This is a genomic window from Streptomyces roseolus (assembly GCF_014649855.1).
In the GTDB taxonomy this organism is placed as follows: Bacteria; Actinomycetota; Actinomycetes; order Streptomycetales; family Streptomycetaceae; genus Streptomyces; species Streptomyces roseolus.
In genome coordinates, this window is sequence record NZ_BMTV01000008.1 from 247,454 (window position 1) to 265,773 (window position 18,320).

Here is an 18,320-nt window from a genome sequence, read left to right on the forward strand (position 1 = left end):
AGGGAGGAGGGCCGGACCCCCGGGGTCCGGCCCTTCGCCGTCACCCCCGCGGCAGCCGCTTCTTCAGGATCTTCCCCAGGTCGTTGCGGGGGAGCGCGTCGAGGAACCGGACCTCCCGGGGCCGCTTGTGCGGGGCGAGCAGCCGGGCCACATGGTCGGCCAGCTCCTCCGCACCCGGCGGGCGCGCCGGATCCGCCGGGACGATCCAGGCCACGATCCGCTCGCCCAGGTCCGGGTCGGGCTCGCCGGTGACGGCCGCCTCCCGGACCCCCGGGTGGTCGAGCAGGGCGTTCTCGATCTCGCCCGCCCCGATCTTGTAGCCGCCGCTCTTGATCAGGTCGGTGGCCTTCCGGCCCACCAGCCGGATCGTCCCGTCGGCCTCCCGCACCGCCATGTCGCCGGTACGGAACCAGCCTTCCCGGAACGCCTCCGCCGTCGCCTCCGGCCGGTTCAGATAGCCGGAGAAGAGGTTCGGGCCGCGCACCTCCACCTCGCCGACCGTCTCCCCGTCGGACGCGGCGAGCACCGAGCCGTCCTCCTCCACCAGGCGCACCTCCACGCCCGGCAGCGGCGTCCCCACCGTGCCGGGGCGCGGCGGGCCGCCGGGCCGGACGCTGGTGTTCATCAGCGTCTCGCTCATCCCGTACCGCTCCACCACCGTCCGGCCCGTCGCCGCCGCGATCCGCTCGTGGTCGTGCACCGGTAGCGCCGCCGACCCCGACACCAGCAGCCGCGCCCCCGACAGCGCCTCCACCAGGGCCGGGTCGCCGGGCAGGGCGTCCGCGAGCCGGTGGTACATGGTGGGGACGCCGAAGAGCATCGTGCCGCCGTCCGCCAGCTCCCGGGCGACCCCCTCGGCGGAGAAGGAGCCCAGGTACCGGACCTCGCCGCCGCGCCGCAGCGGGCCCAGGACGCCGAGGACCAGGCCGTGCACGTGGAAGAGCGGCAGCGCGTGCACCAGGACGTCGTCCGCCGTCCAGGACCAGACCTCGGCGAGCGCGTCGAGGGAGGCGGCGACCGCCCGGCGGGAGAGCAGCACGCCCTTCGGCGGTCCCGTGGTGCCGGAGGTGTAGACGATCAGCGCGGTCGCCTCCGGGTCCACGTCCGCCGGCGCGGGGGCGGGGGACGGCCCGTCGAACCCGACGGCGATCCGGGGGAGGCCGTCGAGCGCGGCCGGCAGCTCGTCCTCCGGGCCCGCGAGCACCGCGTCCGGCGCGCTGTCCCCGAGGATGTGCGCCAGCTCCCGCTCGCCGGAGCGCGGATTGAGCGGCACGGCGGGGACGCCGGCGAGCAGCGCCGCCACGGTGGCCACCGCCGTCCGGGCGGTCGGCACGGCCCACACGGCGACCCGCCGGACGTCTCCGAGCCGGGCCGCGAGCCCCCCGGCGGCCCGGGCCAGCTCCTCGTACGAGAGCGAGACCGGGCCGTGGCGCAGGGCGGGGCGGTCGGTCGGGGCCTCCAGGGCCGGGAAGAGGGCACTCACCGGTCGTACTCCTCGGGTCGCAACGGAAAACGCGGCTGCCTAGGTCCTGTTGTCGAGCCTCTGCCCGCTTTACAGGCTGGAGTTCGACGACGGGGCCCAGGGGCATTCTGCCGCCCCGTCAGGTCCTCCCGGCCGTGACCTTCGTCGCCCCGGGCGCCGGCTCGCCGCCGCCCGGCCGGATCCCGCGCATCCGCCCGTACGCGTACACGCAGCCCGCGAGTGCCAGGTCGGAGAGGAGCATGAAGCCGATCGAGTACGAGTCCTTGGCGCTGTAGATCGCGCCCATCACCAGCGGCGGGACGAAGCCGCCGAGGCCGCCCATCGCGCCGACGATGCCGGTGACCGAGCCCACCTGGGCCTGCGGGGTCACCTGCGAGACCAGCGCGAAGACCGAACCGCTCGCGGTACCCAGACCGGCCGCCATGACCAGCAGGGCGATCGTGCCGCCCGGGTCCAGCTTCGGGTCGAAGGCCTGGACGATCGCGAGGAGGGCGACGACGCCGAGCGCCCAGGAGGTGACGACCGCCGGGTGGACCCGGTCCGACAGCCAGCCGCCGATCGGCCGGAAGACGACGGTGACCAGGGCGAATCCGGCCGCCTTGGTGCCCGCGTCGGTCGGGTCGAGGTCGTACCAGGTCTTCAGGTACGTCGGCAGGTAGACGCCGAAGGCCACGATGCCGCCGAAGCCGATCGCGTACAGCGCCGACAGCTCCCAGGTCACCCGCAGCCGGCCCGCCGAGCCCAGCCGGGACGTCAGCGAGGCGGCCGGCACCGGCCGGTCGGGACGGTCGGTGATGAGGACGGCGGCGAGCACCGCGTAGGCGGCGAGCGCGATCGCCACCACGACGAACGGCAGGTTCTCGCCGTGCTTCGCGATCCGGGGCGTGAAGTAGCCGGAGAGCGCCACACCGCCCATGCCCATGCCGAACACGCCGAGCGCCAGGCCCCGCTTCTCCGGCGGGAACCACGAGTTGACCAGCGGGATGCCGATCGCGAAGGTCGTGCCGCCGAGGCCGAGGAGGAAGCCGACCACGAGCATCAGGCCGTAGGAGTCCTTCACCACGATCAGCAGCAGCACGGGGACGATCGTCAGCGCGGACACGAGCGGGAACATCAGCTTCGCGCCGTACTTGTCGGTCAGCGCTCCGGCCGGGATCCGGCCCACCGAGCCGACCAGGACCGGCACGGCGACGAGGAAGGACTGCTGGAACGAGCTGAGGCCCAGCCGCTCGCCGTACCAGCTGCCGAGCGGTGCGATCAGGTCCCAGGCCCAGAAGGTGAGCGTGAAGCCGATGGTGGCCATCACCAGGTTGCGGTAGGCCGCGGCGGTCGGGGGCTTGGCGTCGGGGTTCACCCCCTCAGTCAAGATCCGGCGCCACGGCCCGGCGCGCCGGACTGCTCCGTCCGGGGGCCCGGCGTGATCCGGAAGGGACGGCCTAAGGCCAGGTCACCGTCGTCGGCGGGGTGCCGTCGTCCTCGACGCGCAGCCAGGCGCCCCCGTCGCCGACGCCTACGTCCACCGTGATCCGCCCGATCCCGGGCCGCCGGTGGGCCGCCGCCAGCGCCCCGCGCAGCGCGCCGAGGAGCCCCCGCGCCTCCGGCTCCGCCACCAGCGTGTCCACCGCCCCGGTGAACCGCACCGACGGCTGGAAGCCGAGCAGCACCCCCGCCCCGCCGGTCTCGCGCAGCACCCGCCCCCGGAAGGTCGCCGGCGCCTCGGCCGGCGGCTGCTGGAGGGCGAAGATCGTCGTCCGCACCTCCTGGATCGTGGAGTCCAGCTCGTCCACCGCCCTGCCCAGGAGCTCGGCCTCCTCGGCGGAGCCGCCGGCCCGGCGGCGGGTCGACTCCAGCATCATCTCGGTGGCGAACAGCCGCTGGACGACGAGGTCGTGGAGGTCCCGGGCGATCCGGTCGCGGTCCTCGAAGACGGCGAGCCGCTCCCGGTCGTGCCGGGCGTCCGCCAGGACGAGCGCGAGCGCCGCCTGCGAGGCGAACTGCGAGGCCAGCAGCCGGTCCACCGCCGAGTACGGTTCGGCGTCCCGGTCGCGGGGGAGCGCCAGGGTGCCGATCAGCCGCCCGCCGCTGCGCAGCGGCAGCATCATCGAGGGGCCGAAGCGGGAGCGGACCGGGGTGGTCATCCGGGGGTCGGTGGCGGAGTCCTCGACGAAGACCGGCTCCCCGCCGAGCAGGTGGACGAGGACGGCGGAGCCGGGCCGGATGGTGGTGCCGACCAGCTCGCCGGGGTCCCCGGTGGTGGAGGCCGTGACGATCTCCATGCCGCCCTCGGGGGTGGGCTGGAGGATCACGCCGGCGGCCGCGCCGGCGAGGATCCTCGCCTGCTCGGCGACGGTCATCAGGGCGTCCTCGGGGGACTCGCCGGTGAGCAGCGCCGTGGTGACGGCCGCCGCGCCCTCGATCCACCGCTCGCGCTGCCGGGCGGTCTCGTAGAGCCGGGCGTTGCCGATGGCGATGCCGGCCTGGGCGGCGAGGACCCGCAGCAGCGCCAGGTCCTCCTCGGTGAAGCCGCCCTCCTTCCCGGTGAGGTGGAGGTTGCCGAAGACCTGGGTGTGGACGCGGATCGGGACGCCGATGCCCTCGGCGCCGTCGTCGGGCAGCGGGCCGACGCGGGCCCGCTCCTCCTCGGTCATCCCGGTGGTGAAGAGCCCGGTGAGCCGGGGGCGCTCGGGGTCGACGACCCGGAGCGCCCCGTGGCGGGCGCCGACCAGTTCGGTGGCGGAGTCCACGAGGTGCTGGAGGGTGGCGCGGAGTTCGAGGTCCGTGCCGACGCCGAGGACGGCTTCGAGCAGCAGGGGCAGGCGGGCCTGCTCCCGCTCCGCGTCCCCGGTCACGTCCTCCTCCATGATCACCATGGTCTCATCCCGGCACGAATCGGACGATGTCGGGATTGGTCACTCCGTCAGGTCGTCGGCGTACGCCTGGTCGCGGCCCCGGCCGCCGTCGTGGTCCCGGTCCCGGTCCCGGTCGTCGTCCAGGCCGCGGTGGTCGCCCAGCGGGTCGAGGACCATCGGCTGGACCTTGCCCTCCAGCATCGCGCCGAGACCGAGCACGGCGCAGACGTCGGGGCGTTCGGCGATGTGCACCGGCATCCCGGTGGCGTCCCGCAGCATCTGGTCGAGGCCCGGGAGGAGCGCGCTGCCGCCGACCATCATGATCCCGCGGTCGGCGAGATCGGCCACCAGGTCCGGCGGGCAGTCCCGCAGCACCTTCCCGATGCCGTCGAGCACCGCCGTCAGCGGGGTGTGGATGGCCTCCCGCACGGCGGCCGTGTCGACGGTGACCGAGCGGGCCAGGCCGGTGGCCACGTCCCGGCCGTGGATCTCGGTGGAGGCCGGGCCGTGCGGGGTCAGGCCGTTGCCGTGCAGGGCGAGCTGGAGCGGACGCACCGACTGGCTCGGCAGCATCAGTTCGTGGTGGTGGCGCAGGTGCTGGATGATCGCGTGGTCGATGGCGTCGCCGCCGACCGGGATCCGCTCGGCGGTCACGATCGCGCCGAGCGAGAGCACCGCGACCTGCGTCGTCGCCGCCCCGCACACCATGATCATGGTCGCGGTCGGCTGCTCCACCGGCAGACCGCAGCCGACGGCCGCGGCGATCAGGGTGTCGACCAGCTCGACCCGGCGTGCCCCGAGCCCCACCAGGGTCTCGACGGCGGCCCGCTGGGCGAGCGGATCGCTGTCGTGGGGGGTGCAGGCGGCGGCGCGGAGGCGGGGCTTGCGGCGGAGCTGGCGGCGCAGCTTCTCGCCGAGGAGGTGGCGGAGCATCCGCTGGGCCATCTCGATGTCGACGACCGTGCCGCCGGAGACCGGACGCACCACCCGGATGTAGTCGGGGGTGCGGCCGGTCATCTTCTCGGCGAGCGCGCCGACCGCGATCAGCGCTCCGGTGCGGGTGTTGACGGCGGCGACGCTCGGCTCGTCGACGACGAGCCCGGCCCCCTTGACGAAGACCCGGGTGCGGGCGGCACCCAGGTCGACGGCGACATGGCAGCGGCGCAGCTGATCGAGGCTGACGGTCATGGCGGATCCTCCGGGGTGCGGTGCTGACACGGGCGAGGTGTCGCGGTTGGGGTTTCCTGTTGGCATCGTGCGACCGCCGGGCCCGCCGCGCGCGCTGGGCTGCGCCGCCCGGGGCCGGTGCGACGCCGGAGCGGGGGCCGGTGCGGCGGTGGCGAGGGAATGGCGAGGAGGATCAGGCGAACCGGGAGAATCGCGACGCCACGGCGTCCACCTGCGATTTCCTCACAAGATCCTCACGTCCTCGCCTACCGGGAGCCGAGGCACTCGTCCTAGCGTGCGAGCCCCATGGACTACTGCCACGCGTGCCGGCGGCATCTCAATGGGGCCCTCGCCTGTGCCGGGTGCGGGACTCCCGTGGAGCGGCTGCGGTACGACACCCCCCAGGCCCCGCCTCACCCCGCGCCTCACGAGGGCGCCGAGGCACCCGATCCGTACGGAGCCGGCCGGCCCTACGCGCCGGAGGTGTACGAGGCGCGGACGTACGAGGCGCAGGCGTACGAGGCGCGGGCGTACGAGGCGCGGACGTACGCGCCGGACCCGTACGCGTCCGCCGCGGCGCCGTACGCCCCTGCCCCGGAGGCTTCCGTTCCGGAGGAGGTGTCGACGGCCGGGCCCCTGGCGCCCGAGCACGTCTACGAGCTGGACGTGGTGGTGCCGCCGAGGGCGACCGGGGGGCGGGCCGCCGGCCGGGCCGCCACGCGGCGCGAGAAGGAGCGCTCCGGGCGTTCCGGGCGGGGCCGGACGGTCGCGGTGAGCGCGCTGGGCCTCGTCCTCGCGGCCGGGTCGCTGGGCCTGGCGAAGGCGGTCCTCGAGGAGCCGGAGGAGAAGGGCGGCGCCGCGACGGCGGTGGAGGAGCTGGAGGTCACCGAGACCCCCCTGCCGCCCGAGCTGCCGACCCGGAGTCCGGGCGTCGAGGACGCCGGGGACACCGGGGAAGCTGAGGGCGGGGACCGGGCGGACGGGGCCCCGGCGGCGCCCACCTCGCCGACGGGACGCCCGCGGCGGATCAGCACGGGGACGGGCGGCGGCTCCGGCGCGGGCGCCCCGGCCGCACCCGGAAAGGGCGGGGGTTCCGGCGACGGATCCGGTACGGGTACGGGTTCGGGCTCGGGCGCGGGGACGGGCTCCGGTACGGGGACGGGCTCCGGCACGGGCGCGGGCACCACGCCCGCCGGCCGGCCCTCCTCCGTCGCGCCCTCCTCCCCGGCGCCGTCCGTGCCGGAGGTCACCGCGGACCCGCAGGACGGGAACCCGGGCGGCACGCCGAGCGCCTCCGGCTCGCCCACCGCCCCCGCCGCGGGCGGCGCGAGCCCGTCCGCCCCGTCGAGCCCCCGGCCGACCGCGGCGACGCCGGCCCCGGAGCCCGCGGAGACCTGCACCCGCTTCCTGTGGTGGTGCGTCTAGCGGGCCTTCCCCCGGGCCCTACGGCAGCTCCGTGCCGACCATGCGGCGCAGCAGGTCGCGCAGGAGGGTGCGCTCGACGGCGGTGAGCTCGCCGAGCGGTTCCCTGGCGAAGTGGAGCGAGTCGCGCAGCCGGCGGGCGGTGTCCCGGCCCTCGTCGGTGGGCGCGGCCAGCTTCACCCGGCGGTCGGCCGGGTCCGGGCGCCGCTCGACCAGGCCCCGGGACTCCAGGCGGTCGATGATCCCGGTGACGTTGGAGGGCTCGCACTTGAGCTTCTCGGCGATCTTCCGCATCGGGGTGGGCTCCAGGGTGAGCAGCCCGAGGACGCGGGCCTGCGCGCCGGTCAGGGAGTGGGCCGCGGCGGCTTCCTCGTACTCCTGGTGGTAGCGCGCCACGACCGTGCCGATCAGCTCGACCACTTCGAGGGTCACGGGGTCGCTGTGTGAGGTGGGCATGAGCACCATCGTACTCCGATGCTTGACAACGTGAAATATTCAGGAGCATGGTTGTTTCAGCAAGTGAAGCTTTCCTGTTCGCCCCGGAGGTCCCCCCCATGACCGCACTGCCCGCCACCAGCCGCGCCTGGAACCTCGTCGCCCGCCCGCACGGCTGGCCCGCCCCCACGGACTTCGCCCTGCGCGAGACGCCGGTCGAGGCGCCCGCCGAGGGCCGGATCCTGGTGCGGAACCTCCACTTCTCGGTGGACCCGTACATGCGCGGCCGGATGAACGACGTGAAGTCCTACATCCCGCCGTTCAAGCTGGACCACCCGATGGACGGCGGCGCGGTCGGCGTCGTCGTGGCGTCGAACGCCGAGGGGTTCGCCGAGGGCGACCACGTCCTGCACGGCCTGGGCTGGCGCGAGTACGCCGACGTGCCCGCCCAGCACGCCACCAAGGTGGACCCGGAGCTCGCCCCCCTCTCCGCCTACCTCGGCGTGCTCGGCATGACCGGCCTGACCGCCTACGCGGGCCTCTTCGAGACCGCCTCCTTCAAGGAGGGCGACGCCGTCTTCGTCTCCGGCGCGGCCGGTGCGGTCGGCAGCCAGGTCGGTCAGCTCGCCAAGCTGGGCGGCGCCTCCCGGGTCATCGGCTCGGCCGGCTCCGACGAGAAGGTGAAGTGGCTGGTCGAGGAGCTCGGCTTCGACGCCGCCTTCAACTACCGCAACGGCCCGGTCAAGGACCAGCTCCGCGAGGCCGCTCCGGACGGCATCGACGTCTACTTCGACAACGTCGGCGGCGACCACCTGGAGGCCGCCATCTCCTCGCTCAACGTGCACGGCCGCGCCGCCATCTGCGGCATGATCGCGCAGTACAACGACACGGAGCCGGTCCCCGGCCCGCGGAACATGGCGATGATCATCGGCAAGCGGCTCCGCCTCCAGGGCGTCCTGGTCGGCGACCACTACGGCCTCCAGGCGAAGTTCGTCGAGGAGGTCGGCGCCCGGCTGCGCTCCGGCGAGCTGAAGTACCGCGAGACCTTCGTCGAGGGCATCGAGAACGGCGTGGACGCCTTCCTCGGTCTGCTCCGCGGCGACAACACCGGAAAGATGATCGTCTCACTGGACCGGTAGTCTGCCCTCAGCCGTCGCGATCGTGGGCGCGAGTCGAGACGGGGAGAAGAAGGTAGAAACCAGCATGTCCATCCAGCACTCCGACGTTCTCTACACCGCCGTCGCCACCGCGGAGAACGGCCGCGACGGCCGTGTCGCCACCGACGACGGCCGACTCGACGTCGTCGTCAACCCGCCCAAGGCCATGGGCGGCTCCGGCGAGGGCACCAACCCCGAGCAGCTCTTCGCGGCCGGCTACAGCGCCTGCTTCCAGGGCGCCCTCGGCGTCGTGGCGCGGAACGAGAACGCGGACATCTCCGGCTCGACGGTCACCGCCGAGGTCGGCATCGGCAAGAACGACGACGGCTTCGGCATCATCGTCAAGATCTCGGCCTCCATCCCGAACGTGGACGCCGAGACCGCCAAGAGCCTGATCGAGAAGGCCCACCAGGTCTGCCCGTACTCCAAGGCGACCCGCGGCAACATCACGGTCGAGCTCGCGGTCTGACCCGTACCGCACGTCCGTGCGGAGCCGGTGACCCGCCCCGATAGGCTGCGCGCATGCGCGATTTCGGGGCGGGTTTCGGTTATCTGGTCAAGGGCCAGAAGTGGGTGGTGCGGCACGGGCGCCAGTTCGGCTTCGGACTGCTGCCCGGTCTGGTGACGCTCGTGCTGTACGCCGGCGCCCTGGTCGGTCTCGGCTACGGCGCGGACGACCTGGTGACCTGGGCGACGCCCTTCGCCGACGACTGGTCCTCCCCGTGGCTCGGCCTCCTCCGCGACGGCCTGACGGCGCTCGTCTTCGTCTTCGGCCTCTTCCTCGCGGTCATCACCTTCACCGCCGTCACCCTCCTCGTCGGCCAGCCCTTCTACGAGTCCCTCTCCGAGGACGTCGACCGCGACCAGGGCGGCGAGGTCCCCGAATCAGGGCTGCCGCTCTGGCGCGAGCTGTGGATCTCCGCCCGCGACAGCCTGCGGATCGTCCTCCGGGTCGCCTTCTACGGCGTCCTCCTCTTCGCCTGCGGCTTCATCCCCGTCGTCGGCCAGACCGTCGTGCCCGCGCTCGGCTTCTGCGTCTCCGGCTTCTTCCTCGCCGAGGAACTGACCGCCGTCGCCCTCCAGCGCCGGGGCGTCGAACTCAAGGAGCGCCTGCCGCTGCTGCGCTCCCGCCGGGGCATGGCGCTGGGCTTCGGCGTCCCGCTCACCCTCGCCTTCCTCGTCCCCTTCGTGGCCGTCTTCCTGATGCCCGGCGCCGTCGCCGGCGCCACCCTCATGGCCCGTGACCTGCGCGGCGAGCCGAGCGGCGGGGACACCGCGAAGAACGACCAAGAAGGCGGCAACCTTTTCTCCCCGGGCGGCGACCAGGGGGTGCACCACAACCCCCACTGAGGAAGAGAACCATGACGTCACACAAGCGCAGGACGGGCCGCCGCAGGGCGCTCGTCGGCGGCCTGGCCGCGTTCGGAGCCACCGGCGCGGCCCTCGTCACGACCAGCCTGCTCGCCCCCGCGGGCGCCGCCCCGGCCGCCGCCCCCGCCTGGCCGACGGCCAAGGGCGACAAGCCGGTCGCCCGGACGATCGAGGTCTCCGGCACCTACGACGGCAAGCTGAAGCGCTTCTCCGGCACCGGCGAGCTCGGCTCCGGCGACCAGGGCGAGAGCCAGAAGCCGCTCTTCGTCCTCGCGGACGGCGCCGTCCTCAAGAACGTCGTGCTCGGCACCCCCGCCGCCGACGGCGTGCACTGCCTCGGCAGCTGCACCCTCCAGAACGTCTGGTGGGAGAACGTCGGCGAGGACGCCGCCACCTTCAAGGGGACCTCGGCCGGCGCCGTCTACTCGGTGTACGGCGGCGGCGCCAAGGGCGCCTCCGACAAGGTCTTCCAGTTCAACGGTGCCGGCAAGCTCGTCGTGACCAAGTTCCAGGTCTCCGACTTCGGCAAGCTCGTCCGCTCCTGCGGCAACTGCAAGAAGCAGTACAAGCGCACGATCATCGTCAACGACGTCGACGTCACCGTCCCCGGGAAGTCGCTGGTCGGCGTCAACGCCAACTACGGCGACACCGCCTCCCTGCGGAACGTCCGCATCCACGGCGACGCCAAGAAGAAGATCAAGCCCTGTACCCGCTTCACCGGCAACGACACCGGCAAGGAGCCCAAGGAGACCGGCTCCGGCCCCGACGGCACCACCTGCCGCTACACGGCCTCCGACGTCACCTACGACTAGACGTCGCCCGCCCCCGGGGGCACGGGCCTCCGGGCCGGTCACCCCGCCGTCAGGACCGGATGCAGTTCCGGCCTGGCGGCCCACCACTCCTGGTGGAAGCCGTTGTTGGCGACGTCCGCCAGGTACGCCTCCGCGGCCGCCCGGTACAGCAGCTCCGCGTGCCGGGCGGAGACGGCCGCGCGGTTCCAGGCGAGGCGGATGCGGCCGGTGACCGGGTCGCCCTCCAGCGGGCGCAGGACCGTGCCCTCGGTCGGCGGCGCGGTCGGCTGGCTCAGCGAGATCGCGCGGCCCGAGGCGATCAGGTCGTAGTGGATCTTCCGGTCGGCGACCCGGTGCCGCAGGGACGGCGTGAAGCCGGCCCGCTCGCAGGCGGCGACCAGCGCCTCCGGGCCGCCGTCGTCGTCCTCGACCAGCGTCATCCAGGACTCGTCCGCCAGCTCGGCCAGCGCGATCCGCTCCTTCGCGGCCAGCGGGTGGTCCGCCGACAGCCGCACGCAGAACGGTTCCTTCGCGATCAGCGTCCGGGCCGTCGTGCCCTCCGGCAACGGCACCTCGTGGTCGTTGACCTCGCCGTACAGCACCGCGTCGTAGCGGCCCGCGCCCAGCTGCCGGGTGAGCGTCGTCGCCGACTGCTCGACCGTCACCGCGATCTCCCGCCCCGCCACGACCTGTTCGAGCCCGACGAGCAGCCGGTCCACCAGGACCAGCAGGATGCAGCCGAGCCGCAGCGGCGTCGACGGGTCGGCGGCCCGCGCCCCCGCCGCCAGCGCGTCCATCTCGCCGAGCACGAGCCGCGCCTTCGACAGGACGAACTCGCCCAGCGGAGTGGGCTCCACACCCCGCCGCCCGCGCAGGAAGAGCTCCCCGCCCGCGACCCGCTCGATCCGCCGCAGCTGCGCCGAGAGCGCCGGCTGGGAGATGCCGAGGCGCTGCGCCGCGCGGCCCAGGCTTCCCGCCTCCGCAATCCGGCAGACGGCTTCCAGATGCCTCAACTCCAGCTGCATTTCAGCAGCGTACGCAGCACCGCCCGGCCGCACCATAACCCGCGTCTTATGCCCGGTGGGATGTCCCGAACACGCCATGTCCACGCCCATACTCGGCGCGACGATCCGACCTCCCCCACCCTGAACGGAGCACGACGTTGCACCCCACCAGACTCACGGCGGCCGTGGCCGCCCTGGCGCTCTCGGCGAGCCTCGCGACCGCCCTCGCCTCCACCGCCTCCGCCGCTCCCCAGGCGCAGCCGGCCCCGCCGGGCCAGGGCAGGTCCCTGGCCCTGGCGGCCGCGGACACGGCCGCCGCCAGCGGCCTCGACGAGCTGCGGCACGGCGCCGACGAGGACCTCGTCCGGACGTCCGTCACCCCGTGGGCGAACGGCCTCTACTACGCCGCCTACCAGCGGACGTACAAGGGCCTCCCGGTCCACGGCGGCGGCGACGGCGTCGTCCTGGCCGACTCCACCGGCAAGGTCCGCGACGTGAGCGGCAGCGCCGCCCCGGCCATCGAGGTCTCCACCAGCGCCAGGGTGACCGCCGAGAAGGCCCTCGCCACCGCGCGCGGCCAACTGGCCGCCGTGGAGAGCGCGAGCACCCCCGAACTGACCGTGCTCCTCAAGGGCGGCAAGCCCGTCCTCGCCTGGCACACCCTCGTCGTCGGCACCACCGCCGCGGACCTCCCGAGCTCGCTCGACACCTACGTCGACGCCCGCACCGGCAAGGTCGCCCGGGCCACCGACAAGGTCATGCACGCCGAGGGCCGCGGCTACCACAACGGCAACGTCACCATCGACACCGCCGCCTCCTCCATGACCGACACCAGCCGCGGCGGCTTCAAGTGCGGCGGCCAGAACGGCAGCGCGTACACCGGCTCCTCCCCGTGGGGCAACGGCGGCGCCAACGACCTCGTCACCGCCTGCGTCGACATCATGTACGCCGCCCAGCGCGAGTCGGACATGCTCAAGGAGTGGTTCGGCTACAACGGCATCGACGGACGGGGCGGCATGGTCCCGGCCCGCGCCGGACTCACCCAGGTCAACGCGTACTACGACGGTACGAAGACCACCTACGGGCGCAACCAGAACGGCACCAACCAGCTCACCGGCATCGACGTCGTGGCCCACGAGTACGGCCACGAGATCTTCGACCGCACCCCGGGCTCGGCCGGCTCGTCCAACGAGAACGGCGGCATGAACGAGTCCACCGGCGACATCTTCGGCGCGCTCACCGAGCACTACGCGAACAACCCGAACGACACCCCGGACTACACGGTCGGCGAGGAGCTCAACTTCACCGGCAACAACCAGCCGATCCGCAACATGTACAACCCCTCGCTCATCAACAACGACCCCAACTGCTACCCGCAGCTGACCTCCGGCACCGAGGTGCACGCCGCGGCCGGCCCGCAGAACCACTGGTTCTACCTCCTCGCCGAGGGCTCGAACCCGGGCGGCGGCAAGCCCAGCAGCCCGATATGTTCCGGCGGCCCGTCCTCCGTCACCGGCATCGGCATCCAGAAGGCCGGCAAGATCTTCATGGGCGCCCTGCTGATGAAGACGTCCTCCTGGAACCACCCCGCGGCCCGCCGCGCCACCCTCACCACCGCCAAGAACACCTACGGCGCGACCGAGTGCAACGCGGTGAAGGCGGCCTGGAACGCGGTCGGCGTCCCCGCCCAGTCCGGCGAGACCGACTGCGGCGGCACCTCCACCCCGGACTTCTCGCTCTCCCTGAACCCGTCCTCGGGCTCGGCCCAGCCGGACACCCAGGTCACCGCCACCGTCAACACCAGCACCACCGGCGGCGCCGCGCAGACGGTCCAGCTCTCCGCGAGCGGCGCGCCCGACGGCGTCGGCGTCTCCTTCAGCCCCTCCTCCGTCACCTCGGGGAACTCCTCGACGATGACCCTCAAGGTCGCCCCCGGCACCCCGAACGGCACCTACCCGATCACCGTCACCGGTACGGGCTCCGCCACCCACACCGTCACCTACCAGCTGACCGTCGGCACCACGACCCCGCCGACCGGCTGTGACGGCACCGAGTACACCTACCGGGGCACGCTGACCTCCGGCCAGGCCGCCGCGCAGCCGGACGGCTCGTACTACTACGCGGCGAGCGCCGGCAGCCACGTCGGCTGCCTGCGCGGCCCGGCCGGCACGGACTTCGACCTCTACCTCCAGAAGTGGAACGGCGCGGCCTGGGCGGACGTGGCCGTCGGCGGCACCGCCGGCGCCGACGAGGACACCCGCTACTACGGCACCGCGGGCTACTACCGCTACGTCGTGCACGCCTACAGCGGCTCCGGCGCCTACACGCTGGGCCTGAGCGCCCCGTAAGGGCCGACGAGCGCCCCGGGGCGGGGGTCTTCCGACCCCGGCCCCCGGGCGGGAGGCCGTGCGACGGACCGGGGGTTCCGCCGTACGGCCCCCCGGGCCGGGCCGCCGTACGTCCCACGGCGGCCCGGCCCCTTCCCGTACGCCTCCCTCCGGCGGGTCAGCCCACCTCGGCGACCACGAACCCGGGCTTCTCCGGGCCCGCGTCCGCGAGCCGTCCGCCGTCCGGGCCCCAGATCCCGGCCCGGCCGCCGCCCTTCCCGACCTCGCTCGGCCCCAGCGAGTTGCCGAGCGCGACGAAGAGTCCGAAGTCCCGGGCCCGCACCGGGTAGACGGTCTCGAAGGAGTCGTTCCCGCCCTCCAGCATCGAACTGGCCAGGTACACCGAGCAGTCGTCCGCCGCGGCCCGCCCGGCGAGATCCGGGAACCGGTTGTCGTAACAGGTGGCGAGCGCGAACCGGAGCCCGTCGAGGACGAAGCGCCCGTCGGCGGTGCCCGCCGTGAAGGCGGCCTGCTCGGGCCCGTGGAAGAGGTTCCGCTTGTCGTAGCGGGCGAGCGTCGTGCCGTCCGGAGCGATCACCAGCGTCGTCAGGCCGGGCAGCGGACCCCCGCCCCGGACCGGCCCGTTGACGACCGCGGCCGTCCCGGCGGCCCGGCAGGCCTCGCGCACCGGCTCCAGACGCGGGTCGTCCTCGGTCAGGGTCAGGGCCGGGTCCTCCCGGATCAGGGCCGTCTCGTACCCGGTGAGCGACAGCTCCGCGAAGACGACGAGCCGGGCCCCGGCGGCCCCGGCCTCCCGGACGAGCCCGGCGATCGTCCGGACGTTGGCCTCGACGTCCCCGGCGACCGGGGCGAACTGTGCGGCGGCGATCTTCATGGCGCCCATGCTCGCAGCACCCGTTCCGGGAAAATCCCGCGCCCCGCGCGGACGCCGTGGCCTACGCTCGCCGGAGCGGTGCCGCGCGCGGTGCCGCAGGGTGCGGGGCCGTGGCAGAGTGGGCGATCGCCTTCCCCGGCCGAGGAGGTCCCCGGAGCCGGGGAAGCAGGGAGTGGCCGCCGGACCTGGCGGTGAGCTCGCGCGGGTTCGAATCCCGTCGGCCCCGCACCCGCCCCCGCTACTCCTCCGCGTCCCCGCGCAGCAGCCGCAGGAAGTCCCGGAAGGCGCCCGGCATGTCGACCGCGGCCGGGTCCAGGAGCCACTGGTACTGGAGGCCGTCCATCACGGCGGTGAGCAGCGGCGCCGCCCGCTCCGGGGTGAGGCCGCCCGGCAGCCGCTCGCCGAACTCCAGGCGCAGCACGTCCGCCATGCTCGCCCGCACCTGCGCGTACCGCTCGGTGAAGAACTCCCGCGCCGGGTGCCCGTCGGTGACGCTCTCGCCGAGCAGCGCGGAGAAGGTCTGCACGATCCCCGGCCGCATCGCGTTGTACTCCACCAGGGAGTCGAGCAGGTCGAGCCGCCAGCCCTCGCGGTCCCGGCCGCCGCTGGTGTCCCAGCGGTCGCGCTCCTCCAGGACGGCGACGAGCAGCGCCTCCTTGGTGGGGAAGTAGTGCAGCAGTCCCTGCTGGGTGAGGCCGACGCGCTCGGCGACCGAGCCCAGGGTGGCGCCCCGGTAGCCGCGCTCGGCGATCACCTCCAGGGCGGCGCGCAGGATCTCCGCGCGGCGCTCCTCGCTCCTGGTCCGTACCATCGCCGGCTCCCTTTCCGCAGCTCCTGTCCCCAGGACCGTACGCCATCCGCCGACCCGTGAAATAACAGAAAGGTAACGTCACCTACCGATCTACAGGTAGGTGTGCCCATCATGGCGGCACCAGCACTTCGACGCGGAGGTACCGACGTGAACGAGACGGACGCGAACGAGGACGCCGTGCGCGAGGCGGCCGTCGAGGCCGCGCTCGCCCGGCTCGACCTGGACGCCAAGACCCGGCTGCTCGGCGGCCGGGACATGTGGTCGCTGCCCGCCGTCCCGGAGATCGGACTGGCCTCGCTCGTCATGTCCGACGGCCCCGTCGGCGTCCGCGGCGTCCGCTGGACCGCCGACGACCCCTCCGTCGCCCTGCCGTCCCCGACCGCGCTCGCCGCCGCCTGGGACCCCGCCCTCGCCCGCCGGGCCGGCCGGCTCCTCGCCCAGGAGGCCCGCCGCAAGGGCGTCCACGTCCTCCTCGCCCCCACGGTCAACCTGCACCGCACCCCGCTCGGCGGCCGCCACTTCGAGGCCTACAGCGAGGACCCGTACCTCACCGGCGCCATCGGCACCGGCTACGTCCAGGGCGTCCAGGACGGCGGCGTCGGCACCACCGTCAAGCACTTCGTCGCCAACGACGCCGAGACCGACCGCTTCACCGTCGACAACAAGGTCGCCCCCCGCCCCCTCCGCGAGCTCTACCTCGCCCCCTTCGAGGCGATCGCCACCCATGCCCGCCCCTGGGGCGTCATGACCGCCTACAACCAGGTCAACGGCGTGACGATGACCGAGCACCACCAGCTCGTCAACGAGGTCCTGCGCGGCGAGTGGGGCTTCGACGGCGCCAACGTCTCCGACTGGATGGCGGCCCGCTCCACCACCGGCGACATCGCGGGCGGCCTCGACGTCGCCATGCCCGGACCCGTCACCGTCTACGGCGAGGCCCTCGCCGCCGCCGTCCGCGCCGGCGAGGTCGACGAGTCCGCCGTCGACACCGCCGTGCGCAACGTCCTGCGGCTCGCCGCCCGCGTCGGCGCCCTCGAAGGCGCCCCGCCCGTCGTCACCGAACCCCCCGCCCCGATCGACGGCGACGCCCTCGCCCGCGAGATCGCCCGCCGCGGCTTCGTCCTCGTCCGCAACGAGAACGGCGCCCTCCCGCTGAAGCCCGGCACCGTCGCCCTCTCCGGCGCCGCCGCCCGCGACGCCCGCGTCCTCGGCGGAGGCTCCGCCCAGGTCTTCCCCGAACACGTCGTCTCCCCGCTCGCCGGCCTCACCGCCGCCCTCGCGGAACTTCCCGGCGGGGCACGCCTCAGCTACGCCGTCGGCGCCGACCCCAGCGACGAACTCGCCCCCGCCGACCAGGGCTTCACCCTCCGCGCGGTCTGCCGCGACGCCGACGGCACCGTCCTCGGCGAGAGCGGCCTCCCCCACGGCCAGGTCCAGTGGATCGGCGACGACCTCCCGGCCGGCGTCACCCACGAGACCCTCGCCTCCATCGAGGTCACCGGCGTCTTCACCCCGCGCGAGACCGGGGCCCACGCCTTCGGCACCCGCGGCCTCGGCGCCTTCACCCTCACCGTCGACGGGCACGAACTCTTCGACGGCGTCCAGGAGATGGGCCCCGAGACCGACCCCTTCGAGGCGTTCTTCGGCTCCCCGGTCGAGCGCGGCGCCGTCGAGCTCACCGCCGGCGAGACCGTCGAGGTCTCCCTGAAGCACACCCTCGACAAGGAGTTCGCCGCCCCGCTCCCGGCCGTCGTGTTCTCCTTCGTCCACCTCGGTCCCCGCCGGGACCCCGACGAACTGATCGCCGAAGCCGTCGAGGCCGCCCGCGCCGCCGACACCGCCGTCGTGGTCGTCGCCACCACCGAGCGCGTCGAGTCCGAGGGCTTCGACCGCGAGGACCTCGCCCTCCCCGGCCGCCAGGACGACCTCGTCCGCGCCGTCGCCGCCGCCAACCCGAACACGGTCGTCGTCGTCAACGCCGGCTCCCCGGTCGAACTCCCGTGGCGGGAGGACGTCGCCGCGGTCCTGCTGAGCTGGTTCCCCGGCCAGGAGGGCGGCGCCGCGCTGGCCGACGTCCTCACCGGCGCCGAGGAGCCCGGCGGCCGGCTCCCCACCACCTGGCCCGTCGCCCTCGCCGACGCACCCGTCACCGAGGTCACCCCCACCGACGGCGTCCTCGACTACACCGAGGGCCTGTTCATCGGCTACCGCGCCTGGGACCGGACCGGCGCCGTCCCCGCGTACCCCTTCGGCCACGGCCTCGGCTACACGACCTGGTCCTACGACACCCTCACGGCGACCCCGGAGAGCGTCACCGTCCGCCTCACCAACACCGGCGACCGCCCCGGCCGCGAGACCGTCCAGCTCTACCTCGCGCCCGTCTCCGACCCCGTGGAGCGGCCCGCCCGCTGGCTCGCCGCCTTCGCCGGCGTCGAGGCCGCGCCCGGCGAGACCACCGAGACGGAGATCGCCCTCCCGCGCCGCGCCTTCGAGATCTGGGACGAGGAGAAGAACGCCTGGGCCCCCGTCCCCGGCCGCTACGAGATCCACGCCGCCCACTCGTCGGCCGACGTCCGCCTGACCGCCACCGTGGAGCTCCGGGGGTGAA

Annotated in this window: 14 protein-coding genes and 1 pseudogene; 7 read left to right on the forward strand and 8 right to left on the reverse strand. The window is 74.0% G+C overall.

Translation table 11 applies throughout. The features are described from left to right. Window positions 1–40 precede the first annotated feature (40 nt). The 4 genes and pseudogenes from IE245_RS12395 to IE245_RS12410 form a co-directional block, all read right to left on the reverse strand. Window positions 41–1,483, reverse strand: a complete 1,443-nt coding sequence (locus tag IE245_RS12395; RefSeq protein ID WP_189946862.1) for an acyl-CoA synthetase — start codon at window positions 1,481–1,483, stop codon at window positions 41–43. Window positions 1,484–1,601: 118 nt separating this feature from the next. Then, window positions 1,602–2,786: an MFS transporter gene (locus tag IE245_RS12400; RefSeq protein WP_229851247.1), complete on the reverse strand. Its 1,185-nt coding sequence runs from the start codon at window positions 2,784–2,786 to the stop codon at window positions 1,602–1,604. Window positions 2,787–2,919: 133 nt separating this feature from the next. Beyond that, on the reverse strand, window positions 2,920–4,353 hold the full coding sequence (locus IE245_RS12405) for a sensor histidine kinase (RefSeq protein ID WP_189946864.1): 1,434 nt from the start codon (window positions 4,351–4,353) through the stop codon (window positions 2,920–2,922). A gap of 138 nt (window positions 4,354–4,491) precedes the next feature. Continuing rightward, a pseudogene (locus IE245_RS12410) lies at window positions 4,492–5,520 on the reverse strand (rod shape-determining protein); the annotation flags it as partial. 285 nt (window positions 5,521–5,805) lie between these two features. Here IE245_RS12410 and IE245_RS12415 point away from each other — a divergent pair. Continuing rightward, the gene (locus IE245_RS12415) at window positions 5,806–6,924 is read left to right on the forward strand and encodes an SCO2400 family protein (protein ID WP_444545734.1); all 1,119 of its coding nucleotides are present in this window, start codon (window positions 5,806–5,808) and stop codon (window positions 6,922–6,924) included. An 18-nt stretch (window positions 6,925–6,942) separates the two neighbouring features. Here the strand turns inward: IE245_RS12415 and IE245_RS12420 are convergent, their stop codons facing one another. Further along, a complete protein-coding gene (locus tag IE245_RS12420) occupies window positions 6,943–7,377 on the reverse strand; it encodes a MarR family winged helix-turn-helix transcriptional regulator (RefSeq protein ID WP_189946866.1) in 435 nt (144 codons plus the stop codon). Between the two features lie 98 nt (window positions 7,378–7,475). Here IE245_RS12420 and IE245_RS12425 point away from each other — a divergent pair, with 98 nt between their 5' ends. From IE245_RS12425 to IE245_RS12440, 4 genes are all read left to right on the forward strand, one after another. Continuing rightward, entirely contained in the window at window positions 7,476–8,495 is a 1,020-nt protein-coding gene (locus IE245_RS12425; RefSeq protein ID WP_189946867.1) for an NADP-dependent oxidoreductase, read from the forward strand. A 64-nt stretch (window positions 8,496–8,559) separates the two neighbouring features. Then, the gene (locus IE245_RS12430; protein ID WP_189946868.1) at window positions 8,560–8,982 is read left to right on the forward strand and encodes an organic hydroperoxide resistance protein; all 423 of its coding nucleotides are present in this window, start codon (window positions 8,560–8,562) and stop codon (window positions 8,980–8,982) included. Window positions 8,983–9,035: 53 nt separating this feature from the next. After that, on the forward strand, window positions 9,036–9,863 hold the full coding sequence (locus IE245_RS12435) for an EI24 domain-containing protein (protein ID WP_189946869.1): 828 nt from the start codon (window positions 9,036–9,038) through the stop codon (window positions 9,861–9,863). Between the two features lie 11 nt (window positions 9,864–9,874). Then, window positions 9,875–10,696, forward strand: a complete 822-nt coding sequence (locus IE245_RS12440) for a pectate lyase (RefSeq protein ID WP_189946870.1) — start codon at window positions 9,875–9,877, stop codon at window positions 10,694–10,696. 38 nt (window positions 10,697–10,734) lie between these two features. Here the strand turns inward: IE245_RS12440 and IE245_RS12445 are convergent, their stop codons facing one another. Beyond that, window positions 10,735–11,700: a LysR family transcriptional regulator gene (locus tag IE245_RS12445; protein WP_189946871.1), complete on the reverse strand. Its 966-nt coding sequence runs from the start codon at window positions 11,698–11,700 to the stop codon at window positions 10,735–10,737. A gap of 137 nt (window positions 11,701–11,837) precedes the next feature. On the opposite strand from IE245_RS12445, the gene IE245_RS12450 reads away from it, so the two are divergent. Continuing rightward, window positions 11,838–14,027, forward strand: coding sequence for a M4 family metallopeptidase (locus tag IE245_RS12450; protein ID WP_229851236.1), 2,190 nt, complete (start codon window positions 11,838–11,840; stop codon window positions 14,025–14,027). A 157-nt stretch (window positions 14,028–14,184) separates the two neighbouring features. Here IE245_RS12450 and IE245_RS12455 read toward each other — a convergent pair whose 3' ends face one another. Both IE245_RS12455 and IE245_RS12460 read right to left on the reverse strand, forming a co-directional pair. After that, window positions 14,185–14,901, reverse strand: coding sequence for a carbon-nitrogen hydrolase family protein (locus IE245_RS12455; protein ID WP_189946872.1), 717 nt, complete (start codon window positions 14,899–14,901; stop codon window positions 14,185–14,187). A 238-nt stretch (window positions 14,902–15,139) separates the two neighbouring features. After that, window positions 15,140–15,712, reverse strand: a complete 573-nt coding sequence (locus IE245_RS12460) for a TetR/AcrR family transcriptional regulator (protein ID WP_189946873.1) — start codon at window positions 15,710–15,712, stop codon at window positions 15,140–15,142. A 111-nt stretch (window positions 15,713–15,823) separates the two neighbouring features. Here IE245_RS12460 and IE245_RS12465 point away from each other — a divergent pair, with 111 nt between their 5' ends. Continuing rightward, on the forward strand, window positions 15,824–18,319 hold the full coding sequence (locus IE245_RS12465; RefSeq protein ID WP_189946874.1) for a beta-glucosidase: 2,496 nt from the start codon (window positions 15,824–15,826) through the stop codon (window positions 18,317–18,319). Window position 18,320 lies beyond the last annotated feature (1 nt).